The organism is Pseudomonas sp. MS646, assembly GCF_036693845.1.
Classification (GTDB): domain Bacteria; phylum Pseudomonadota; class Gammaproteobacteria; order Pseudomonadales; family Pseudomonadaceae; genus Aquipseudomonas; species Aquipseudomonas chlororaphis_E.
In genome coordinates, this window is sequence record NZ_CP144763.1 from 5,892,779 (window position 1) to 5,912,291 (window position 19,513).

Sequence of the window (19,513 nt, forward strand, 5' to 3'; positions counted from 1 at the left end):
ATCGTAACCATTTGTGATTACGACCATGGTCTAACCCCGCTACACCGGCGCGCAGAATAATGGATTCTGGATAACTCCAAAAAGAATTGTTTCCACAGTTTTCAGATTATTTTGAAATATAGATGCCATCAAAACTTCGTCAAACTGAGATACGGCGTATCGGCCAGTCGACGGATTACTGAATGGTCTTTTTCTGCACCTTTTCAGGGCGGTGATCGCTCTGCCACAAGCTCCGCGTGCCTGGGAAATTTTCACGGCCAGGCGCGAAGCACGGCCTCAGGCTGCAATCTTGATGGCTTTCCTTAAGACAGTTCCTTGTCTGAAGTCAAAAAGCCTGCAGCCTGACGCCCGGCATCAGGGCGTTGCGCCCTACAAAGATTTCTCGAAGATTTTCGAGTTGCGCTGGTAGTTGTAGAGCGAGGCCCGCGCGGCCGGCAGGCGTTCGACGCTGCTGGGTTCGAAACCGCGCTCGCGGAACCAGTGGGCGGTCCGGGTGGTGAGCACGAACAGGGTCTTGAGCCCTTGGGCACGGGCGCGGGTCTCGATCCGCTCCAGCAGTTCATCACCCCGGCCACCGTGGCGGTATTCCGGGTTCACCGCCAGGCAGGCCAGCTCCCCGGCGTCCGAATCGGCGATCTGGTACAACGCCGCGCAGGCGATGATCATCCCTTCGCGCTCGACCACGCTGAACTGTTCGATCTCACGCTCCAGCACTTCGCGGGAGCGACGGACCAGAATCCCTTGTTCTTCCAACGGGCTGATCAGGTCCAGCAAGCCGCCGACGTCTTCGATGGCCGCTTCGCGAACCACTTCGAACTGCTCCTGGGCCACCAGGGTCCCGCTGCCGTCGCGGGTGAACAGTTCGGCCAGCAGCGCACCGTCCTCGGCGTAGCTGACGATATGGCTGCGTGCCACGCCGCCACGGCAGGCCTGGGCGGCGGCATCCAGCAATTCGGCCTGGTAGTCGCTGCCCAGGCGCTGCATGTGGGCCGGCACCTGCTGGGGGCGCAACTCGCGCACCAGCCGACCGTCCTCGCCGATCAGCCCCTGCTCGGCGCCGAACAGCAACAGCTTGTCGGCCGCCAGGTCGATGGCGGCCCGTGTGGCGACGTCTTCACAGGCGAGGTTGAAGATTTCCCCGGTGGGTGAATACCCCAGCGGCGACAGCAGCACGATGGAGCGCTCGTCCAGCAGGCGGTTGATGCCTTTGCGATCGACCCGGCGCACTTCGCCGGTGTGGTGGTAATCCACGCCTTCCAGCACGCCGATGGGCCGTGCGGTGACCAGGTTGCCGCTGGCGACCCGCAACCGCGAGCCCTGCATGGGCGAGGACGCCATGTCCATGGACAAGCGTGCCTCGATGGCGATGCGCAGCTGGCCCACGGCGTCGATCACGCATTCCAGGGTCGCGGCATCGGTGATGCGCATGCCGTGATGGTAGTGCGGCGTCAGGCCTCGCGCGGCCAGACGGGTCTCGATTTGCGGACGCGAGCCATGGACCAGCACCAGGCGCACGCCCAGGCTGTGCAGGAGCACGAGGTCATGGACGATGTTGCCGAAGTTGGGGTGCTCCACCCCGTCGCCGGGCAGCATGACGATGAAGGTGCAATCACGGTGGGCATTGATATAGGGCGAAGCGTGACGAAGCCAATTAACGTATTCGGGCATGAACCTGGGCCTGTAATAAATAGCAGCCGAAAAAAGACCAAACTGAACGCACAGCGGGCTGGTGGTTATCGTCGGAACAGGCTTGGCGACACGCGCGCTCTCCTCATGAATACGGGCCCGGACAGGGGCAATTTAGCCGGCGGTGGCCGGCGTCAGGCAGTAATGGCCGATCAGCTGCCGCAGCAGTTGTACGGTAGGTTGCAAACGTGACATTTCAAGGTACTCGCCCGGTTGGTGGGCACAGGCGATATCTCCGGGGCCCAGGACCAGGGTTTCGCAGCCAAGGCGCTGAAGATAAGGCGCTTCGGTGCCGAACGCTACTGCTTCGGCACGATGACCAGTGAGTCGCTCGGCCACGCGCACCAGTTCGGCCTCTTCGGCCTGTTCGAACGGCGGGACCTCGGGGAACAGCGGCGCATAGTCGATCTTGACCTTGTGTCGCTCGGCAATGGGGTCGAGCTTCTGCTGGATCGCCGCCCGCAGCACTTGCGGGTCCATGCCCGGCAAGGGCCTCAGGTCGAACTCCATGGAACACTGGCCGCAGATCCGGTTGGGGTTGTCGCCGCCATGGATGCAACCGAAGTTCAGGGTCGGCTGGGGCACGGTGAATTGCGGGTTGCGGTATTCGCGCTGCCATTGCAGGCGCAGGCCGCGCAATTCGCCCATGGCGTCGTGCATCGCTTCGAGGGCGCTGTGGCCCAGGCTCGGATCGGAAGAATGGCCACTGCGCCCGAGGATATCGATGCGCTCCATCATCACGCCCTTGTGCAGGCGGATCGGCCGCAGGCCGGTCGGCTCGCCGATGACGGCCGCGCGCCCCAATGGACGCCCGGCCTCGGCGAGGGCGCGGGCACCGGCCATCGAGCTTTCTTCGTCGCAGGTGGCGAGGATCAGCAGCGGCTGCTTGAACGGCTGGTCCAGCAGCGGCTTGACCGCTTCGATGACCAGGGCGAAGAAGCCCTTCATGTCGCAACTGCCCAGGCCCACCCAACGACCATCGACCTCGGTCAGTTTCAGTGGGTCGGTCTGCCACAGCGCACCGTCGAACGGCACCGTGTCACTGTGCCCGGCCAGCACCAGGCCACCGGGGCCACTGCCAAAACTGGCCAGCAGGTTGAACTTGCCAGGGCTGACCTGCTGGATGTCACAGCAGAACCCGAGGTCGCCGAGCCAGCCCGCCAGCAGTTCGATGACCGCGCTGTTGGACTGGTCCAGTCCGGGCTGGGTACAACTGACTGACGGCGCGGCGATCAGGGCAGCGAACTGATCTTTCATGGACGGCAAAGGCATCGCTGGCTCCGGCTTGCAAATTGACGTTCATCATAGAACCATCCGGCGCAAGGAAGAAACCGTCGCGGCGCGTAGGACGGATGAGTCCTGTACACTGCACGACCTTGGCAGCCAGACACCTTCCCCGGCTGCACACCCGATCCCTGGATTTTCCGGCCATGCAGAAAGAAACCGAAATCAAACTCCGCGTCAGCCGCGAGACCCTGGCAGCCCTGCGCGAGCACCCGCTGCTGAAAAAACGCAACAAGCATGGCTGGGAACGCCATGAACTGATGAACCAGTACTTCGACACGCCCGAGCGCGATCTCGCCAAGGCCAAGGTCGCGCTGCGCCTGCGTCGCGACGGCGAAGAGGTGATCCAGACCCTCAAGACCCGCGGCCAGAGCATCGCCGGCCTGTCCGAACGCAATGAATACGACTGGCACCTGCCCAAGGCCAAGCTCGACGTGAAGAAACTCGACGGCGAATGCTGGCCCGCGTCCCTGGCTGACCTGGACAAGAAAACCCTCAAGGCCATCTTCACCACCGATTTCGTGCGTGAGCGGGCCGAGATTGCCTGGGGTCGTGGCAAGGGCAAAGTGGTCATCGAGGCCGCACTGGACCTGGGTCATGTCGTGGTCGGCAAGCAGAAGGAAGAAATCTGCGAGCTGGAGCTGGAGCTGCGCGAAGGCGAGCCCGCCGCCTTGCTGGAACTGGCAGCCGAGCTGGCCGCCACGCTGCCCTTGATGCCTTGCGACATCAGCAAGGCCGAGCGCGGCTATCGCCTGCACGACGCGGCCAGCTATGCCCTGAGCCTGCCGGCCCCGCAACTGAGCGCCGAAATGCCGCTGGACGACGCCTTCGCCGCGCTGGGCTGGCACCTACTGGGCAGCAGCCAGCGCCTGGCCGAGCAATACCGTTTCAATGGCCACTGGCGCCTGCTGCAGGACTGGGTGGAAACCCTCGCCGAGATGCGCGCCCTGCTCAGCAGCCTCGGCCAGGCCGCCCCTCGTCAATCGACCCACGACTTGCGCATTGCCCTGGACGCGCTGCTGGAAGACTGGCGCCCACTGGTCCAGGCCGGCCTGGACGACGAAGACGTGCGCAAGGCCGCGCCGGAGCAGTTCCTCGACGAGCTGCAAGACCCGCGCTGGGGCCTGTTCTCCCTGAACACGTCACGCTGGTTGCTGGCCCGCAGTTGGACCGCCGAGCGCAACACCCGCGGCAATCGCCAAGGCGCCGCGCAACTGGGCAGCTGGTTGCCACGCCTGCTGGGCGAAGAGTCCACGTCCCTGCAACTGCAGCGCTACCAGCAGCAACCCGAAGACCTGGCCGAGCAACTGCCGCGGATCGAACGCATCCAGGCCTGGCTGCACCACGCCCGCCATGTGCTGGACATCCCGGAGATGGACCGGCTCTACGGCGAGCTGAACAAACTGGCGCAACTGGCCAACCAACCGATCACCGACGAAGCCCTGGACATGCGCAAGCAGCAGGCGATCGCGGTGTATCAGAACCGGGCCTGGAAGACTTTGCTGCGCCTGTGACGCCGCCATCGCGAGCAAGCTCGCTCCCACAGGGGTTCAGCGTGGTAACCACATCTAGTGGCCGCTGAAGATCAACCGTGGGAGCGAGCTTGCTCGCGATGAGGCCAGCACATCCTCCACAGAACTCAGCGCAGCACTGGCAAACTCGTCGTGGACTTGATCTCCGAAAGCGCGACGATCGAGTTCACTTCCTGGATTCCCGGCACCATCGATAGCTTTTCGAAGAAGAATCGCTCATACGCCTCGATGTCAGCCGTGACGATACGCAGCAGGAAATCCACCGCCCCCATCAATACGTAGCATTCCAGGACCTCGGGAAAGCCGCGGATCGCCTCGGTGAACTCGGTGAAGTTCGAACGTCCGTGGGCGTTGAGTTTGACTTCGGCGAAGATCTGCGTGTTAAGCCCGATCTTCTTGCGATCGAGCAGGGTCACCTGGCGGCGGATGATGCCCTCCTCCTTCATCCGCTGGATCCGTCGCCAGCACGGCGACTGCGACAACCCTACCTGCTCGGCCACCTGGGCACTGGACAGCGAAGCATCCTCCTGGAGCAGCGCCAGTATGCGGCGGTCGTAACTGTCCAGCTCACTGTGCATAAATAAACCCGCTATTTATAATTTCTAGAATTAAACCATTCGATCCGGCGTTTAATCGGGTCATCTTAGATAAGAAATACCCGTCAGTGCATGTAAATATTTCTCCCGCCCTCAAGGAGATCCACATGCCATTACTCGAAGCCATCGCCCCCCTACCCAGCCGCGTCGACGCCTGGCACACCGCCAACCCCCATTGCCGCGTGCACTACCAACTGCTAGGCGAAGCCGAACCGGACCTGTTGTGCCGGGCGCTCAACTTGTTTGCCTTGCAGGGCCTGACGCCGCAACAGGTGCGCATGGAGCGCCACGACGACCTGCTGTCGATGGACATCGTCGTGGAGGGGCTGAGCTGGCACCGTGCCCAAGTCCTCGCGGAAAAATTACGAAACCTGATCAGTGTGTGCTCGGTGGATTTACAAGAGGCTGATATTTCGCGGGTTCAGCCGGTCCAGGCCGCCGGTTGAGCCGCCCCAGGGCAAGACTTCGTAACGCATTGGTCGGGTAGTGGCCCAACGGTCCATGGCGTCAGGACTATTCTCTTGCACATCGAGCGAAGACGCCGAGGCGTCTGTATCGCTGCTTTGCTGCAATTGTCCAATAGGAACCCGCATGTCCACCAAACACGCCACTCAGGACCGCTGGCTGGACCTCAACGATCTGCTACGCCAACTGGTCGCCCAGGGCCTCATCAGCCAGGACTGCGCCGAGACCGCGCTGAACGCCCGCCGACGCCACGGCGCCAACAGCCAGTTGCATCCACTGGAGTTCATCGCCAACCAGCACCTGGACGACCTCAGCCGCCCCGGCAAGCGCCTGGACCTGGAGAGCCTGACCCTGTGGCTGGCCGAGCAGGCCGGCCAGCCGTACCTGCGCATCGACCCGCTGAAAATCAACGTGGCGGCCGTGACGCCCCTGATGTCCTACGCCTTTGCCCAACGCCACAAGATCCTCGCCGTGGCGGTCGATCGCGAGGCCGTCACCGTGGCCAGCGCCCAGCCCTACGTCAGCAGTTGGGAAGCCGACCTGACCCACGTGCTCAAGCTGCCGGTGCAGCGGGTGGTCGCCAACCCGGTGGACATCCAGCGCCTGAGCGTGGAGTTCTATCGCCTGGCCAAGTCGGTCAGCGGCGCCGCCACCCACGATCAGCAGCCGAGCAACCTGACCAATTTCGAACAACTGCTCAACCTGGGTGCCAGCGACCAGGAACCGGACGCCAACGATGCCCATATCGTCAACATCGTCGACTGGCTGTTCCAGTACGCCTTCCAGCAGCGGGCCAGCGATATCCACATCGAACCGCGCCGCGAACAAGGCACCGTGCGGTTTCGCATCGACGGGGTGCTGCACACCGTCTATCAATTCCCTCCGCAGGTGACGATGGCGATCATCAGCCGCCTGAAGAACCTGGGGCGGATGAATGTCGCCGAGAAGCGCAAGCCCCAGGACGGCCGGGTCAAGACCAAGACGCCGGATGGCGGCGAAGTGGAACTGCGCCTGTCGACACTGCCGACGGCGTTCGGCGAAAAAATGGTCATGCGGATCTTCGACCCGGAAGTGTTGCTCAAGGACTTCGACCAGCTCGGCTTCTCCGCCGACGACTTGCGCCGCTGGCAGGACATGACCCGCCAGCCCAACGGCATCATCCTGGTGACCGGACCCACCGGCTCCGGCAAGACCACCACCCTCTACACCACCCTGAAGAAACTGGCGACGCCAGAGGTGAACCTCTGCACCATCGAGGACCCGATCGAAATGGTCGAGGGCTCCTTCAACCAGATGCAAGTCCAGCACAACATCGACCTGACGTTCGCGGCCGGGGTGCGGGCGCTGATGCGGCAGGACCCGGACATCATCATGATCGGTGAGATCCGCGACCTGGAGACCGCCGAAATGGCGATCCAGGCGGCGCTGACCGGGCACCTGGTGCTCTCGACCCTGCACACCAACGATGCGCCGAGCGCCATCAGCCGCCTGCTGGAGTTGGGCGTGCCCCATTACCTGATCAAGGCTACGGTGCTCGGCATCATGGCCCAACGCCTGGTGCGCACCCTGTGCCCTCAATGCAAGGCACCCTTGACCCTGGATGAAGACGATTGGCAAACCCTGACACGCCCCTGGCAGGCACCATTGCCGGGCAATGCCCACCGGGCCGTCGGCTGCCTGGAGTGCCGTGACACCGGTTACCGGGGTCGTGCCGGGGTCTACGAGATCATGCAACTGACCGACAGCGTCAGGGCGCTGATTCATCCGGACACCGACCTGCTGGCGGTACGCCGCCAGGCGTTCAAGGAAGGCATGCGCAGCCTGCGACTGTCCGGCGCGCAAAAAGTCGCGGCCGGGCTGACCACGGTCGAAGAGGTATTGCGGGTAACGCCGCAAAGCGAACAGCGATGAAGCGGACGACGCCTGACCGGGCGGTCATGGAACTGAATCGAGGCGCTGGTAATCCAAAGTCATAGTTAACCCAGTGGAGTCACCTATCATGCGTCTCAAACTTGCTGTCGCCACCCTGGCCTTGCTGTCTCTCCCTGTTGGCTCGGCAATGGCCGACACGTTTTGGCGTAACGTCATCTCGTCCGGTGCGACCACCGGTTCGACCTACCTGACCTTCAAGGATCACAAGCTGATCGTCGCCGCCCAGGACGACGCCGGCAGCTTCGTCGCCAGTGACGGCGGTATCCGTGGCCCTTACCTGGAAGCCGCGATGCAGAAAGTCCGTGCCGACAACCCAGGCCTGCAAGCCACCGACATGGAACTGGCCAACGCGATCCTGGCGAAAAACGCCGTCGCCCAGGACTGATACCTGGCCAATAAAAAATGCCGCTCGATCGAGCGGCATTTTCAGACCTCGTTGAATACTGGAAAACAGAATAAAAGAAGCGGTGACGACACCGGTTGAAGACCGATCTCTATCGTAGAAAAAATGTTAGCCCCGGCAGAGCCGCCAGCATAATTCTTGCCACCTCCACTTCTCCTGGATATAAAATTTAATAATAACTCCGTATCTTGTAACTCTTGGAAGACACTTTTACCCCTAGACTCCTCAACTTGTATTTAGCGAGAGTATTTACTTTAGACGAAGGCACATAATGCCCAGAATCGTTTGTAATCTGGTACCCGCCTCCGGCTCTCGTGATCACCCCAGCACCAACAACATCGTATTCTTTGTGTGGTTTTCTGTTTTCTACCCAGCGTGCCAGCGCGGCGTGCTTTGGTTCCCATACCGTGTCTTTATTGCGACTGCGATAAGACAGCAAAAAAAGTCTATTTTTCTGAGTAAGAATAAATTTATGATCCATTCCATAATACTGATTTAATGGATTATTGCTTATAACTCCCAAGTCCGCCCTGCTCTTAACTGAAGTTATTTTTGCGGCACCGTCATTCAGGCCGACATCTAAAACCACATCCTCAAGGACATCTGACACATCATCACCAAGCATGTTTTTCAACGGCTTAATTGTCGCAGAACGCAACTTTCCAGCCAACTTATAATAAGCACGGGAACTTTTACTGGCCAGATACCTAAATGGATTAACCAAGCCAGATACCGAGAAGTGCCCATTAGGATCTACTCTATTAACAGGATCATTCGAACAGTATGCATAGGGGTTTAGGCCACCTCTGTCAAAAGGACTGAAGGCATCAGGACTATTGAATCGCATCAGTACCGGATTAAATGCCCGATAACCGCCCCCTAATAGATAATGCCCAGTGACAGGGTCAGGACGCTCTCCATTGAATCCGAGTAGACTCTGTAACCCGCCGCCCATCGGACGATGACCATAAGGACTATATGCCTGCGGATGTTGGAAGACAGTGTTGATAACGCTCAGCACCGATGTTTGAAGGTCAGTCGCTAGTAGGTTGACCTTCCTGCCCTGTTGTATCTCTGCCAAAGGCATTGCGTTGCACTCAAAGAAAAGCGCCTTAGACTCTCCTTGTATCTCGGTCGCGATGCGCGAGCCACTGTAAAAGCGCTGAACGGAGTGAGCACTCACCAGACGATCCAGCGGATCGTAGAGATAGAGATTTTCGTTGACTTTTCGTAACGTGTCCATGTGTCGACCTCTGAATATTGAGCATCGACACATGAGTATCCGCTGATTATTGGCCTTGCATAGCTAACAAATCTGATAGGTTTTCTTTGTTCACCTTTCAGATAAGCTTTCCCATACTTGATTAGCCGAGCAACTACTATACCAATGACTGGCAGTGATGAGCACAGATGGCAGATGGCAGATGGCAGATGGCAGATGGCAGATGGCTAAGAGACTGTTGATCTTTTGAATTATCCACGTCCTTACCGGTGGTTCGTGAAAAACCATTTCTCTGCTTGATAACGCGGAAGGCTGTACCCAGCGAACCTGTTCGCGGAGGCGGCGGATCAGTCACATCGGGTGATTGATAAACCGCATTCGCGAGCAAGCCCGCTCCCACAGGTTCTGCGTTACTCGCCGATGGCGGCCTTGTAGCCCGCGGCATCCAGCAGTTTGGCCAGGTCGGCCTGGGCGTTGGAAGGCTTGAGCTTGAAGATCCAGGCGCCGTAGGGATCGGAGTTCAACAGCTCGGGCGAACCGCCCAGTTCATCGTTGACGGCAATCACTTCGCCAGCAATTGGCGAATAGATATCGGAAGCCGCCTTGACCGACTCCACCACACCCGCTTGAGCGCCCGCTTCAAACACATTGCCCACTTCGGTCAGCTCGACGAATACCACGTCACCCAAGGCTTCCTGGGCGTGGTCGGAGATGCCGACGGTAACGGTGCCGTCGGCCTCCAGGCGTGCCCACTCATGGCTTTCGGCAAAACGCAGTTCGGCAGGGATATCGCTCATATTCTGTGTCCTCAAGAGAAAGTGTCAGCGGCCGGCGGCCTGCCGCATACAGTTAGATCAGGGTTTTGCCATGGCGGACGAAGGTCGGCTTGACCACTCGTACCGGGTACCACTTGCCACGAATTTCTACCTCGGCCCGGTCGGCGGTGGCCATCGGCACGCGTGCCAGGGCGATCGACTTGCTAAGCGTAGGAGAAAAACTACCACTGGTGATCTCCCCTTCGCCAACATTGGCGATGCGAACCACCTGATGGGCGCGCAAGACACCCCGCTCCTCCAGCACCAGCCCAACCAGTTTGTGCTGCACGCCGGCCGCGAGTTCGGCCTCCAGCGCGCTGCGGCCGATGAATTGGCGGCTCGCCGGTTCCCAAGCAATGCTCCAGGCCATGTTCGAGGCCAGCGGTGAAACGTCCTGGTGAATGTCCTGGCCGTAGAGGTTCATGCCGGCCTCCAGGCGCAACGTGTCGCGAGCGCCAAGACCAATGGGGGAAATACCGGCACCGACCAGGTCGTTGAAGAAGCTTGGGGCCTCGCGGGCGGGCAGGACGATTTCCAGGCCATCCTCACCGGTATAGCCGGTGCGGGCAATGAACCATTCGCCATCGGCACGCCCTTCGAAGGGCTTGAGTTGCTGGATCAACTGGCCACGCGACTGACTGACCAGCTCAGCGATCTTCTGTCGCGCATGGGGGCCTTGGATCGCCAGCATCGCCAACTCGGGGCGCTCGTGCAATTGCACGTCGTAGGCGCCGAGCTGAGCCTGCATCCAGGCGAGATCCTGGTCGCGGGTCGAGGCATTGAAGACCAGCCGGTAACCGTTCTCGACGCGGTAGATGATCATGTCATCGACGATACCGCCGCGCTCATTGAGCATGCTGCTGTACAAGGCACGTCCTGTGTCCTGCAAGCGATCGACGTCGTTGGCCAGCAAACGCTGCAGCCAGGCCTTGGCCTGGGGACCGGCGACATCGATCACGGTCATGTGGGATACATCGAACACCCCGCAGTCACGTCGCACCTGATGGTGTTCCTCGACCTGCGAGCCATAATGCAAGGGCATATCCCAACCGCCAAAATCGACCATCTTCGCGCCGAGGGCGAGATGAAGGTCATACAGAGGCGTACGCTGTCCCATGGGTTTCTCCTTCCGGGCTTGGCGAAGGTGCGGACGGATACTGCACAGCGCACACCTGGAAAAAAGGCGCGTCAGCCGTTCTCAGTTACCCGGTCCGACAGACGGACCGCACCGAATGCCGCGCATTGTAGCCGCATGATGTAGGACTGGCACCTAGCCAATTCGATGGGCCGAGCGCCGGATCAATCCGATGACCGGCAACAACCCGACCAGCACCAGGGTCAGCGCTGGCAGCGCGGCCCGAGCCCATTCGCCTTCGCTGGTCATTTCGAAGATCCGTACCGCCAGCGTGTCCCAGCCGAACGGGCGCATCAGCAGGGTCGCGGGCATTTCCTTGAGCACGTCGACGAACACCAGCAGCGCCGCGCTGAGCGTGCCGGGCACCAGCAGCGGCAGATACACTTTGAAAAACAGTCGCGGCCCACTGACACCAAGGCTGCGTGCGGCCTCAGGCAGTGACGGGCGAATTCGCGCCAGGCTGCTTTCCAGCGGGCCGTAGGCCACGGCCAGGAAGCGCACCAGATACGCCAGCAACAACGCCGACAGGCTGCCCAGCAACAAGGGTTTGCCCGCGCCACCGAGCCAGTTCGACAGTGGGATGACCCACGCACGGTCCAGGTAGCTGAACGCAAGCATGATCGACACGGCCAGCACTGAGCCAGGCAAGGCATAGCCCAGGTTGGCCACGGCAACCGCGGCGCGAATCGGCCGGGTCGGCGCCAGCCGCCGGGCGAACGCCAGCAGCAAGGCCACGGCAACGGTGACCAGCGCGGCCAGCCCGCCCAGGTAGAGGGTGTGGGCGATCAGCCCGGCGTAGCGTTCATCCAGGTCGAAGCGCCCGCGCTGCCAGAACCACACCAGCAACTGCAGCACCGGGATGACAAACGCACAGGCGAACACCAGCAAGCACCAGCCGCTGGCCGCCACGGCCTTGAAGCCGCGCAACGGGTACAGGGCCTTGCTCCGCGGCCTCTCGTTGCTGGCACGATGGGCGCCACGGGCCCGGCGCTCGCCGTAGAGCACCAGCATCACCACCAGCAACAGCAGGCTCGCCAGTTGAGCGGCACTGGACAGGCTGAAGAAACCGTACCAGGTCTTGTAGATGGCAGTGGTGAACGTGTCGAAGTTGAACACCGACACCGCGCCGAAGTCGGCCAGGGTCTCCATCAACGCCAAGGCCACGCCGGCCCCGATGGCCGGCCGCGCCATCGGCAGCGCCACCCGCCAGAACGCTTGCCACGGCGATTGCCCGAGCACCCGCGCCGCTTCCATCAATCCCTTGCCCTGGGCCAGGAACGCACTTCGCGCCAGCAGGTAGACATACGGATAGAACACCAGGACCAGCACCAGAATCACCCCACCGGTGGAACGCACCCTGGGCAAGCGCAGGCCGCTGCCGAACCATTCGCGCATCAGCGTCTGCACCGGGCCGGCGAAATCCAGCAGGCCCACGAAGACGAATGCCAGCACGTAGGCCGGAATCGCGAACGGTAGCATCAATGCCCAGTCGAGCCAGCGCCTGCCGGGGAACTCACACAAGCTGGTGAGCCAGGCGAGGCTGACGCCCAGCACCGTCACCCCGACGCCCACCCCCAGGATCAACGTGAGGGTATTGCCCAGCAGCCGGGGCATCTGGGTGTCCCACAAATGGGACCAGATCTGCGGGTCGATGCTTTGCCAGGACAGCACTAGCACGCTCAAGGGCAGCAGGACCAACGCGGCGATGGCGAAGACCAGGGGATACCAGCGGCGTTGGACGGGGTGGGTCAAGGAAGGCTCTCGTTCAAGTGATGCATCGGCAGGCACACATGCTGTGTAGCATGTGGCGAGGGAGCTTGCTCCCGCTTGAGTGCGCAGCGCTCACACAAAGGGCCGCTACGCAGCCCAGCGGGAGCAAGCTCCCTCGCCACGGGCCAATCCCAGGAACGAGCCCCCCTGCATGCCCAGGGGGCCGTTACCGTTCGGTCAGTTCCAGCCAGCCCGATCCATCATGCGAATCGCCTCGGCCTGGCGCTTACCGGCCACTTCCACCGGCAGGGTGTCGGCCTTGAACGTGCCCCAGGCCGCGACTTCCTTGGACGGCTCGACTTTCGGGTTGGCCGGAAACTCCTGGTTCACATCGGCAAAGATGCTTTGCGCTTCTGGCGTGGTCATCCATTCCACCAGTTGCTTGGCGGCCTCAGGGTGCGGTGCATGCCGGGTCAAGCCGATGCCCGAGAGGTTGATGTGCACACCGCGGTCGGCCTGGTTCGGCCAGAACAGCTTCACCTTCAGGTCCGGTTTCTGCTGGTGCAGACGGCCATAGTAGTAGGTATTGACGATCCCCACGTCGCACTGCCCGGCGTTGATAGCCTCAAGCAGCGCAGTGTCGTCGGAGAACACGTCGGTGGACAGGTTGCGAACCCAGCCCTTGAGGATTTCCTCGGTTTTTTCCGCGCCGTGGGTTTCGATCAGCGTGGCGGTCAGGGACTGGTTGTAGACCTTCTTGGAGGTTCGCAGGCACAGCCGACCCTCCCACTGCTCGCCCGCCAGGGCCTCATAGGTGCTCAATTCAGCGGGTTTGACCCGGTCGGTGGAATAGACGATGGTTCGCGCCCGCAGGCTCAAGCCGGTCCAGGCGTGGGAGGACGCACAGTATTGAGGTGGGATGTTGGCATCGATCACCGGGGAGGTGAACGGTTGCAGAATGCCCATCTGCTCGGCCTGCCAGAGGTTGCCGGCGTCGACGGTGAGCAGCAGGTCGGCGGTGGCGTTCTCGCCCTCGGCCTTGATCCGCTGCATCAACGGCGCTTCCTTGTCGGTGATGAACTTCACCGATACGCCGGTCTTCTTGGTATAGGCATCGAAGACAGGCTTGATCAGCTCATCGATACGCGAGGAGTAGACCACCACCTCATCGGCAGCCTGGGCGGCGGTGGTGCCTGCCAGGGTCAGGGCGAGGGCGGACAGCAGGCGCTTGGATGCCGACATGGGAGCAGTCTCTCGATGATGAAGTGCGCAAATGATAAGGACTCACATTTGGCATCTCAATCGAACAGTGGGCGGAGACATTTCCAAATGTTGCGCAGATGGATTCCCAGGGCGACTGTCCCGGCCCTATCGCGAGCACGCTCGCGATAGGAGCATAAGCTCCAACCCACATTTTTCAGGCCTTGGCCAGATCCGGCAAATCGCCAATCAGCCCCAGCGCCTCACGCACGAACAACGCCTTGGCTTCGGGCAGGCGGTCCACCAGCTTCAGGCCGGTGTTACGCAACCAGCGCACCGGCAACGGGTCGGCCTGGAACAGTCGCTCGAAGCCCTCCATGGCCGCCATCAACGCCAGGTTGTGAGGCATGCGGCGGCGCTCGAAGCGGCTCAGCACCTTCACGTCCGCCAGGCGCTCGCCCCGGCCCGCCGCCTGGAGCAGCACCTCGGCCAATACCGCGGCGTCGAGGAAACCGAGGTTCACGCCTTGTCCGGCCAATGGGTGAATGGTGTGGGCCGCATCGCCGATCAGCGCCAGCCCTTCGGCCACGTAGCGCTTGGCATGGCGCTGGCGCAGCGGCACGCACAGGCGCGGGTCGGCGCTCAGCACCGCGCCCAGTTGGCCTTCGAAAGCCCGCTCCAGTTCGCTGCAGAACGCACCGTCATCCAGCGCCATCAAGCGCTGCGCTTCGCCAGGGGTGGTGGACCAGACGATCGAGCACCAGTCGTGCTGGCCGTCACGCTCCAGAGGCAGGAACGCCAGCGGGCCGTTGTCGGTGAAGCGCTGCCAGGCCGTCAGGCGATGCGGCCGGGCACTGCGCACGCTGGTCACGATGGCATGGTGCAGGTAATCCCATTCACGCGTCGCGACGCCCGTCAGGCGCCGCACAGCCGAATTCGCGCCATCGGCAGCGATCACCAATGGCGCCCGCAAGCTGCGACCGTCCGCCAGAGTCAGCAACCAGTCATCGCCGGAGCGGCGCATCTGTTCGAGCCGAGCGTTGGCCAAAAGGCCGAGGTCGCAGTCATGCAGGCGTTCCAGCAAAGCATCCTGCACCACCCGGTTTTCAACGATGTGCCCCAGGACGTCGGCATGCAGGCTTTCGGCTGAAAAGTGGATCTGCCCGGTGCCGCTGCCGTCCCAGACATGCATGTCGGTATACGGACTGGCGCGCCGGGCAGTGATGCCCTCCCACACGCCCAGGCGTTCGAGGATCCGCTGGCTGGCCGCCGACAGGGCACTGACCCGCGGCTCGAACGCGGCCTGGGGGTCGTAGGGCTTGACGCTCAGCGGACTGCCATCGAGCAGCAACACTTGCAAGCCACTGCCCTGTAACGCCAGCGCCAGGGCGCTGCCGACCATACCCGCACCGACAATCAGCAGATCTGCACGCAATTCCATGCTTTAAGCCTGTTTAGCGGGCGACACGCGCCGCCCATGAAAAGAATGTCCCATCGCCGGCCTACACATCGGGCCGCGTCCCGATCCCCATGGCCTGCCGGGCGAACCAACGCTTGGCCGGCGGCAGCAGGTCGAGGCCGAGCAAACCGAGGTTACGTCCCACGGACACCAGCGGCAGGCTGCTGCCGAACAGGCGCGTGACCTGATCGGAGAAACCCACGGTCAGGGCCTGGTCCATGCGCTGGCGCTCGCGATAGGCCTGCAATACGGCAAAGTCGCCGGGCTCGCGGTCGCTGTCGAGCAAGGCTTCGGCCAGGGCCTGGGCATCGCGCAGGGACAGGTTGAAGCCCTGCCCGGCGATCGGGTGCAGGCTGTGGGCGGCATTGCCAAGGATCGCCAGGTGCGGGCGGACCTGCTCCTCGGCCTCCACCAGCGCCAACGGGTACAGGTGGCGCGCGCCCACCTGCTTGAGCGTGCCCAGGCGATAGCCGAACACGCCCTGCAATTCGCTGAGGAAGCTGCGCTCGTCAAGGGCTGCCAGCCGTTGCGCGTCCATCCCCTGGCGGGTCCAGACCAGCGCGCAGCGGTTCTCCGGCAGCGGCAGCAACGCCATCGGCCCGTCATCGGTGAAGCGCTCGAAAGCCATGCCGTTGTGGGCTTCGCTGGGGGTGATGTTGGCGATCAGCGCGCTCTGGTCATAAGGTCGATGCCGCACGCCGACGCCCAGTTGCTCTCGCAGCCCCGAACGGCCACCGTCGGCCAGCACGGCGAGATCGCATTCCAGGGTGGTTTCGTCGTCGAGGGTCAGGCGGTAGCCGCCGACCAGCGGCTCCATTCGCGTCACCTGGGCCGGACAGCGCCAACTGACCACGTCCTTGTCGAGGCCTTGCCACAGGCATTGGCCCAGCCAGGCGTTTTCCACCACGTAGCCCAACGCCGGCACGCCCTCTTCCATCGCCGACAGGCGCGCCGTGGAAAACCGCCCGCGATCGGACACGTGGATCTGCTTGATCGGCTCGGCGCGTCGGGAAATCTGCTGCCAGACACCCAGGCGCTGATAAATCTGTCGGGCGCCGTAGGACAAGGCCGAGGATCGGGCATCGTAGCTCGGCTGCCAGGCATCGCCTGGGGCGAAGGGCTCGATCAGCAGGATCTTCCAGCCCCGAGCCTTGGCGCCGGCTTGCAAGGCCAGCGCCAGGCTCGCCCCCACCAGGCCGCCACCGACGATCGCCAGGTTGACCCGGCTCATGCCGCTTGCGCCCGGGCCGCAGCCATCAGGGCCTCGATCTCGGCGACCGTCTTGGGCACGCCTCGGGTCAGGATTTCACAACCGGTTTTGGTCACTACCACGTCATCCTCGATGCGCACGCCAATGCCGCGCCATTTTTTCGCTACGCTACGGTCGGTCGGGCTGATGTAGATGCCGGGTTCCACCGTCAGTGTCATGCCCACTTCCAGTACCCGCCATTCGCCGCCGACCCGGTATTCGCCCACGTCATGTACATCCATGCCCAGCCAGTGGCCGGCACGGTGCATATAGAAGGCCCGGTAGGCTTCACTGGAGATCAGTGCGTCCACCTCGCCCTCCAGCAACCCCAGGCGCACCAACCCTTCGGTGATGACCCGGACCGTCGCTTCGTGGGCCTGGTTCCAATGCTTGTCCGGGGCGATCTCGGCAAACGCCGCTTCCTGGGCCGCCAGCACCACTTCATAGATTGCTTTCTGTTCGGGCGAAAACTTGCCGCTGACCGGCCAGGTCCGGGTGATATCACTGGCGTAGCAGTCGATTTCACAGCCGGCGTCGATCAGCACCAGGTCGCCCTCCTTGAGCAACGCGTCATTCTGCTGGTAGTGCAAGATGCAGCTGTTGCGCCCCGCCGCGACGATCGAGCCATAGGCCGGCATCTTCGCCCCGCCCTTGCGGAACTCGTAGTCCAGCTCGGCCTCGAGGCTGTATTCGTAAAGCCCCGGGCGCGCCGCCTGCATCGCCCGGATATGGGCCTGGGCGGAAATCCGCGCCGCCTCGCGCATCACCTTCACTTCCGCCGCCGATTTATACAGGCGCATGTCGTGCAGCAGGTGATCCAGGGCAACGAATTCGTTCGGCGGCTGGGCGCCGAGGTTGGCCTTGGAGCGAATCACGTTGATCCACTCCATCAGGTGCCGGTCGAATTCCGGGTGGCTGCCCATGGCCGAATACACCCGGTCGCGCCCTTCGATCAGGCCCGGCAGGATGTCGTCGATGTCGGTGATGGGGAAGGCGTCGTCGGCGCCATAGTCGCGGATCGCGCCTTCCTGGCCGGCTCGCAAGCCATCCCACAGCTCGCGCTCGGCGTTGCGCTCGCGGCAAAACAGGATGTACTCGCCATGGGCGCGACCGGGCATCAGCACGATCACGGCCTGCGGTTCGGGGAAGCCGCTGAGGTATTGGAAGTCGCTGTCCTGGCGGTAGACGTGCTCGACGTCGCGGTTGCGGATCGCCACGGCGGCAGCAGGCAGGATCGCGATGCTGTTGGGCTCCATCTGCGCCATCAGCGCCTTGCGGCGACGGCCGTATTCCGCTTTCGGGATATGAATCATGGGCAGGCGGCGTTCCCTTTCAGGCGATCAGTGCAAGGACGGCTTGGCGGCCGGTTCCGAGGTTTTCCGGGTCTCGGTGAACAGCAGCAAGGGCGCGACCCGCAGGTATTCCATCACTTCCATGTAGTCGCTTTCGCCGTCGTCGGACTCTTCCAGGGCATCCTGGACCTGGGAGATCGCGGCCAAATCCTGCAACACTTCTTTTGCTTCTTCGCTCAGCGCGTATTCGCGGCGAGTCAGGCCGAAGCCGGCGAGGAAACCCTGGCACCACTGGCCCAATGCAGCAGCACGTTCAGCCAGCGGGGTGTCGTCGGTGGGCAGCAGCAGGACGACGGTCATGTCGTCGCTGGTCAATTCGCCCTTGACCATTTCCTGCAGGCCAACAAGTGCATTGCGGACATTGTCCGCCGGCTCGCCTTCGAGCAGTTCGGCGGCATCGGCCAACCAGCCCTCGACATCGAAACCGGCGCCGGCGCAACTGCGCCCGAGCAGCAGGCCGTGCAGTTCGGCAGGCGAGACAGGATGACCGCTGGAACTCAGCAGGGTGGCGAACGCTTGATACGGGGAATTCTGAATGGGCATGGGCAGCTAGGCGCCAGACGGCGCTATGTCTAGAATGGAGGCCTTGTATCCTACATCGACAGACTCGCCAAGACTATCAGAGGCTGTGCGACCTGCATTCCCCATCAGACACTCTCTTCAGTGGACACAATGGAAGACAACGACCTGCAAGCGCTGATGGCCAGACTCGAATTGCTAATTGAGCGGGTCGAGCAACTAAAGAGCCAAAACGGACTCCTATTAGCTCAGGAAAAAACCTGGCGCGAGGAACGCGCTCACCTCATTGAAAAAAACGAAATCGCCCGGCGTAAGGTCGAATCGATGATTTCGCGCCTCAAGGCCCTGGAGCAAGACTCATGAGTTCAAGCAATAGCGTTACCGTGCAGATCCTCGATAAAGAGTATTCGATCATCTGTCCCCAGGAAGAGCGCAGCAACCTGGTGAGCGCCGCCCGGTACCTGGACGGCAAGATGCGCGAGATCCGCAGCAGCGGCAAGGTCATCGGCGCCGACCGCATTGCCGTGATGGCCGCCTTGAACATCACCCACGACCTGCTGCATCGCCAGGATACGCCTGACGTGCAGGTCAGTGGCTCGACCCGCGAACAGGTCCGCGACCTGCTCGAACGGGTGGATCTGGTGCTGGCGACCGATCCAGACGTCAGCAAGGGCTGATTCGCGAGGCAGCCTGGGGTATACTCGCCTCACTCCCTGGGGTGCTTGCCAGTTGGTGATGTCCCTGAGCCGATACGCACAACCACGGGGGTTGCACGTTGGGGCCGGTGTGCATGTCCGCTTGACGGAAAGCCTTAACGCCTCCTGCAACTTCCACCTTGAACTTTCGGGTTCAAGGGCTAAGCCGACAGCGGTTCATCCGGGGAGCCTGATTCCAGACGATGCCAGTCCATGCGACTGGCATCGTCGTTTCCGGCCCGGGCATTTATGAGTGTCC

Annotated in this window: 18 protein-coding genes and 1 other RNA gene; 7 read left to right on the top strand and 12 right to left on the bottom strand. The window is 62.2% G+C overall.

All coding sequences use genetic code 11. The features are described from left to right. Window positions 1-369: 369 nt before the first annotated feature. Both argA and argE read right to left on the bottom strand, forming a co-directional pair. Window positions 370-1,668: an amino-acid N-acetyltransferase gene (gene argA, locus V3H56_RS26160; protein ID WP_042730190.1), complete on the bottom strand. Its 1,299-nt coding sequence runs from the start codon at window positions 1,666-1,668 to the stop codon at window positions 370-372. Window positions 1,669-1,800: 132 nt separating this feature from the next. After that, the gene (gene argE, locus V3H56_RS26165) at window positions 1,801-2,958 is read right to left on the bottom strand and encodes an acetylornithine deacetylase (RefSeq protein WP_123579207.1); all 1,158 of its coding nucleotides are present in this window, start codon (window positions 2,956-2,958) and stop codon (window positions 1,801-1,803) included. A 158-nt stretch (window positions 2,959-3,116) separates the two neighbouring features. Here argE and V3H56_RS26170 point away from each other — a divergent pair, with 158 nt between their 5' ends. Continuing rightward, window positions 3,117-4,484 (top strand): CYTH domain-containing protein, encoded by a 1,368-nt coding sequence (locus V3H56_RS26170; RefSeq protein ID WP_047735812.1) that lies wholly within the window; start codon window positions 3,117-3,119, stop codon window positions 4,482-4,484. A 125-nt stretch (window positions 4,485-4,609) separates the two neighbouring features. Here V3H56_RS26170 and V3H56_RS26175 read toward each other — a convergent pair whose 3' ends face one another. Next, window positions 4,610-5,080 (bottom strand): Lrp/AsnC family transcriptional regulator, encoded by a 471-nt coding sequence (locus V3H56_RS26175; protein ID WP_042730193.1) that lies wholly within the window; start codon window positions 5,078-5,080, stop codon window positions 4,610-4,612. Window positions 5,081-5,205: 125 nt separating this feature from the next. On the opposite strand from V3H56_RS26175, the gene V3H56_RS26180 reads away from it, so the two are divergent. The 3 genes from V3H56_RS26180 to V3H56_RS26190 all read left to right on the top strand — a co-directional run bounded on the left by V3H56_RS26180 (window position 5,206) and on the right by V3H56_RS26190 (window position 7,880). Next, window positions 5,206-5,544 (top strand): hypothetical protein, encoded by a 339-nt coding sequence (locus tag V3H56_RS26180; protein ID WP_042730194.1) that lies wholly within the window; start codon window positions 5,206-5,208, stop codon window positions 5,542-5,544. 145 nt (window positions 5,545-5,689) lie between these two features. Then, window positions 5,690-7,474: a GspE/PulE family protein gene (locus V3H56_RS26185; RefSeq protein ID WP_042730195.1), complete on the top strand. Its 1,785-nt coding sequence runs from the start codon at window positions 5,690-5,692 to the stop codon at window positions 7,472-7,474. An 85-nt stretch (window positions 7,475-7,559) separates the two neighbouring features. Then, a complete protein-coding gene (locus V3H56_RS26190; protein WP_170846005.1) occupies window positions 7,560-7,880 on the top strand; it encodes a DUF2388 domain-containing protein in 321 nt (106 codons plus the stop codon). A gap of 187 nt (window positions 7,881-8,067) precedes the next feature. On the opposite strand, the gene V3H56_RS26195 is transcribed toward V3H56_RS26190, so the two are convergent. The 9 genes from V3H56_RS26195 to V3H56_RS26235 form a co-directional block, all read right to left on the bottom strand. Beyond that, on the bottom strand, window positions 8,068-9,141 hold the full coding sequence (locus tag V3H56_RS26195) for an RHS repeat-associated core domain-containing protein (RefSeq protein ID WP_080964280.1): 1,074 nt from the start codon (window positions 9,139-9,141) through the stop codon (window positions 8,068-8,070). Between the two features lie 389 nt (window positions 9,142-9,530). Further along, window positions 9,531-9,917 (bottom strand): glycine cleavage system protein GcvH, encoded by a 387-nt coding sequence (gene gcvH / locus V3H56_RS26200; RefSeq protein WP_042730196.1) that lies wholly within the window; start codon window positions 9,915-9,917, stop codon window positions 9,531-9,533. Between the two features lie 52 nt (window positions 9,918-9,969). Beyond that, window positions 9,970-11,052 (bottom strand): glycine cleavage system aminomethyltransferase GcvT, encoded by a 1,083-nt coding sequence (gene gcvT / locus V3H56_RS26205; RefSeq protein ID WP_042730197.1) that lies wholly within the window; start codon window positions 11,050-11,052, stop codon window positions 9,970-9,972. Window positions 11,053-11,205: 153 nt separating this feature from the next. Beyond that, window positions 11,206-12,822 (bottom strand): iron ABC transporter permease, encoded by a 1,617-nt coding sequence (locus V3H56_RS26210; protein WP_042730198.1) that lies wholly within the window; start codon window positions 12,820-12,822, stop codon window positions 11,206-11,208. A 195-nt stretch (window positions 12,823-13,017) separates the two neighbouring features. Continuing rightward, a complete protein-coding gene (locus V3H56_RS26215) occupies window positions 13,018-14,022 on the bottom strand; it encodes an extracellular solute-binding protein (protein ID WP_047735811.1) in 1,005 nt (334 codons plus the stop codon). A gap of 175 nt (window positions 14,023-14,197) precedes the next feature. Beyond that, complete coding sequence (locus V3H56_RS26220) at window positions 14,198-15,415, bottom strand: 2-octaprenyl-3-methyl-6-methoxy-1,4-benzoquinol hydroxylase (RefSeq protein ID WP_185057678.1); 1,218 nt, start codon at window positions 15,413-15,415, stop codon at window positions 14,198-14,200. 67 nt (window positions 15,416-15,482) lie between these two features. Further along, a complete protein-coding gene (gene ubiH / locus V3H56_RS26225; protein WP_047735809.1) occupies window positions 15,483-16,670 on the bottom strand; it encodes a 2-octaprenyl-6-methoxyphenyl hydroxylase in 1,188 nt (395 codons plus the stop codon). After that, a complete protein-coding gene (gene pepP / locus V3H56_RS26230) occupies window positions 16,667-18,001 on the bottom strand; it encodes a Xaa-Pro aminopeptidase (protein WP_123579208.1) in 1,335 nt (444 codons plus the stop codon). The genes ubiH and pepP overlap by 4 nt, the downstream gene beginning before the upstream one ends. A 27-nt stretch (window positions 18,002-18,028) precedes the next feature. Next, window positions 18,029-18,583 (bottom strand): YecA family protein, encoded by a 555-nt coding sequence (locus V3H56_RS26235; RefSeq protein WP_042731581.1) that lies wholly within the window; start codon window positions 18,581-18,583, stop codon window positions 18,029-18,031. Between the two features lie 129 nt (window positions 18,584-18,712). On the opposite strand from V3H56_RS26235, the gene V3H56_RS26240 reads away from it, so the two are divergent. From V3H56_RS26240 to ssrS, 3 genes are all read left to right on the top strand, one after another. Further along, window positions 18,713-18,922 (top strand): TIGR02449 family protein, encoded by a 210-nt coding sequence (locus V3H56_RS26240; protein ID WP_042731580.1) that lies wholly within the window; start codon window positions 18,713-18,715, stop codon window positions 18,920-18,922. After that, complete coding sequence (locus V3H56_RS26245; RefSeq protein ID WP_024780504.1) at window positions 18,919-19,236, top strand: cell division protein ZapA; 318 nt, start codon at window positions 18,919-18,921, stop codon at window positions 19,234-19,236. The genes V3H56_RS26240 and V3H56_RS26245 overlap by 4 nt, the downstream gene beginning before the upstream one ends. 30 nt (window positions 19,237-19,266) lie before the next feature. Beyond that, window positions 19,267-19,446, top strand: a non-coding RNA gene (gene ssrS / locus V3H56_RS26250) — 6S RNA. Window positions 19,447-19,513: the final 67 nt, after the last annotated feature.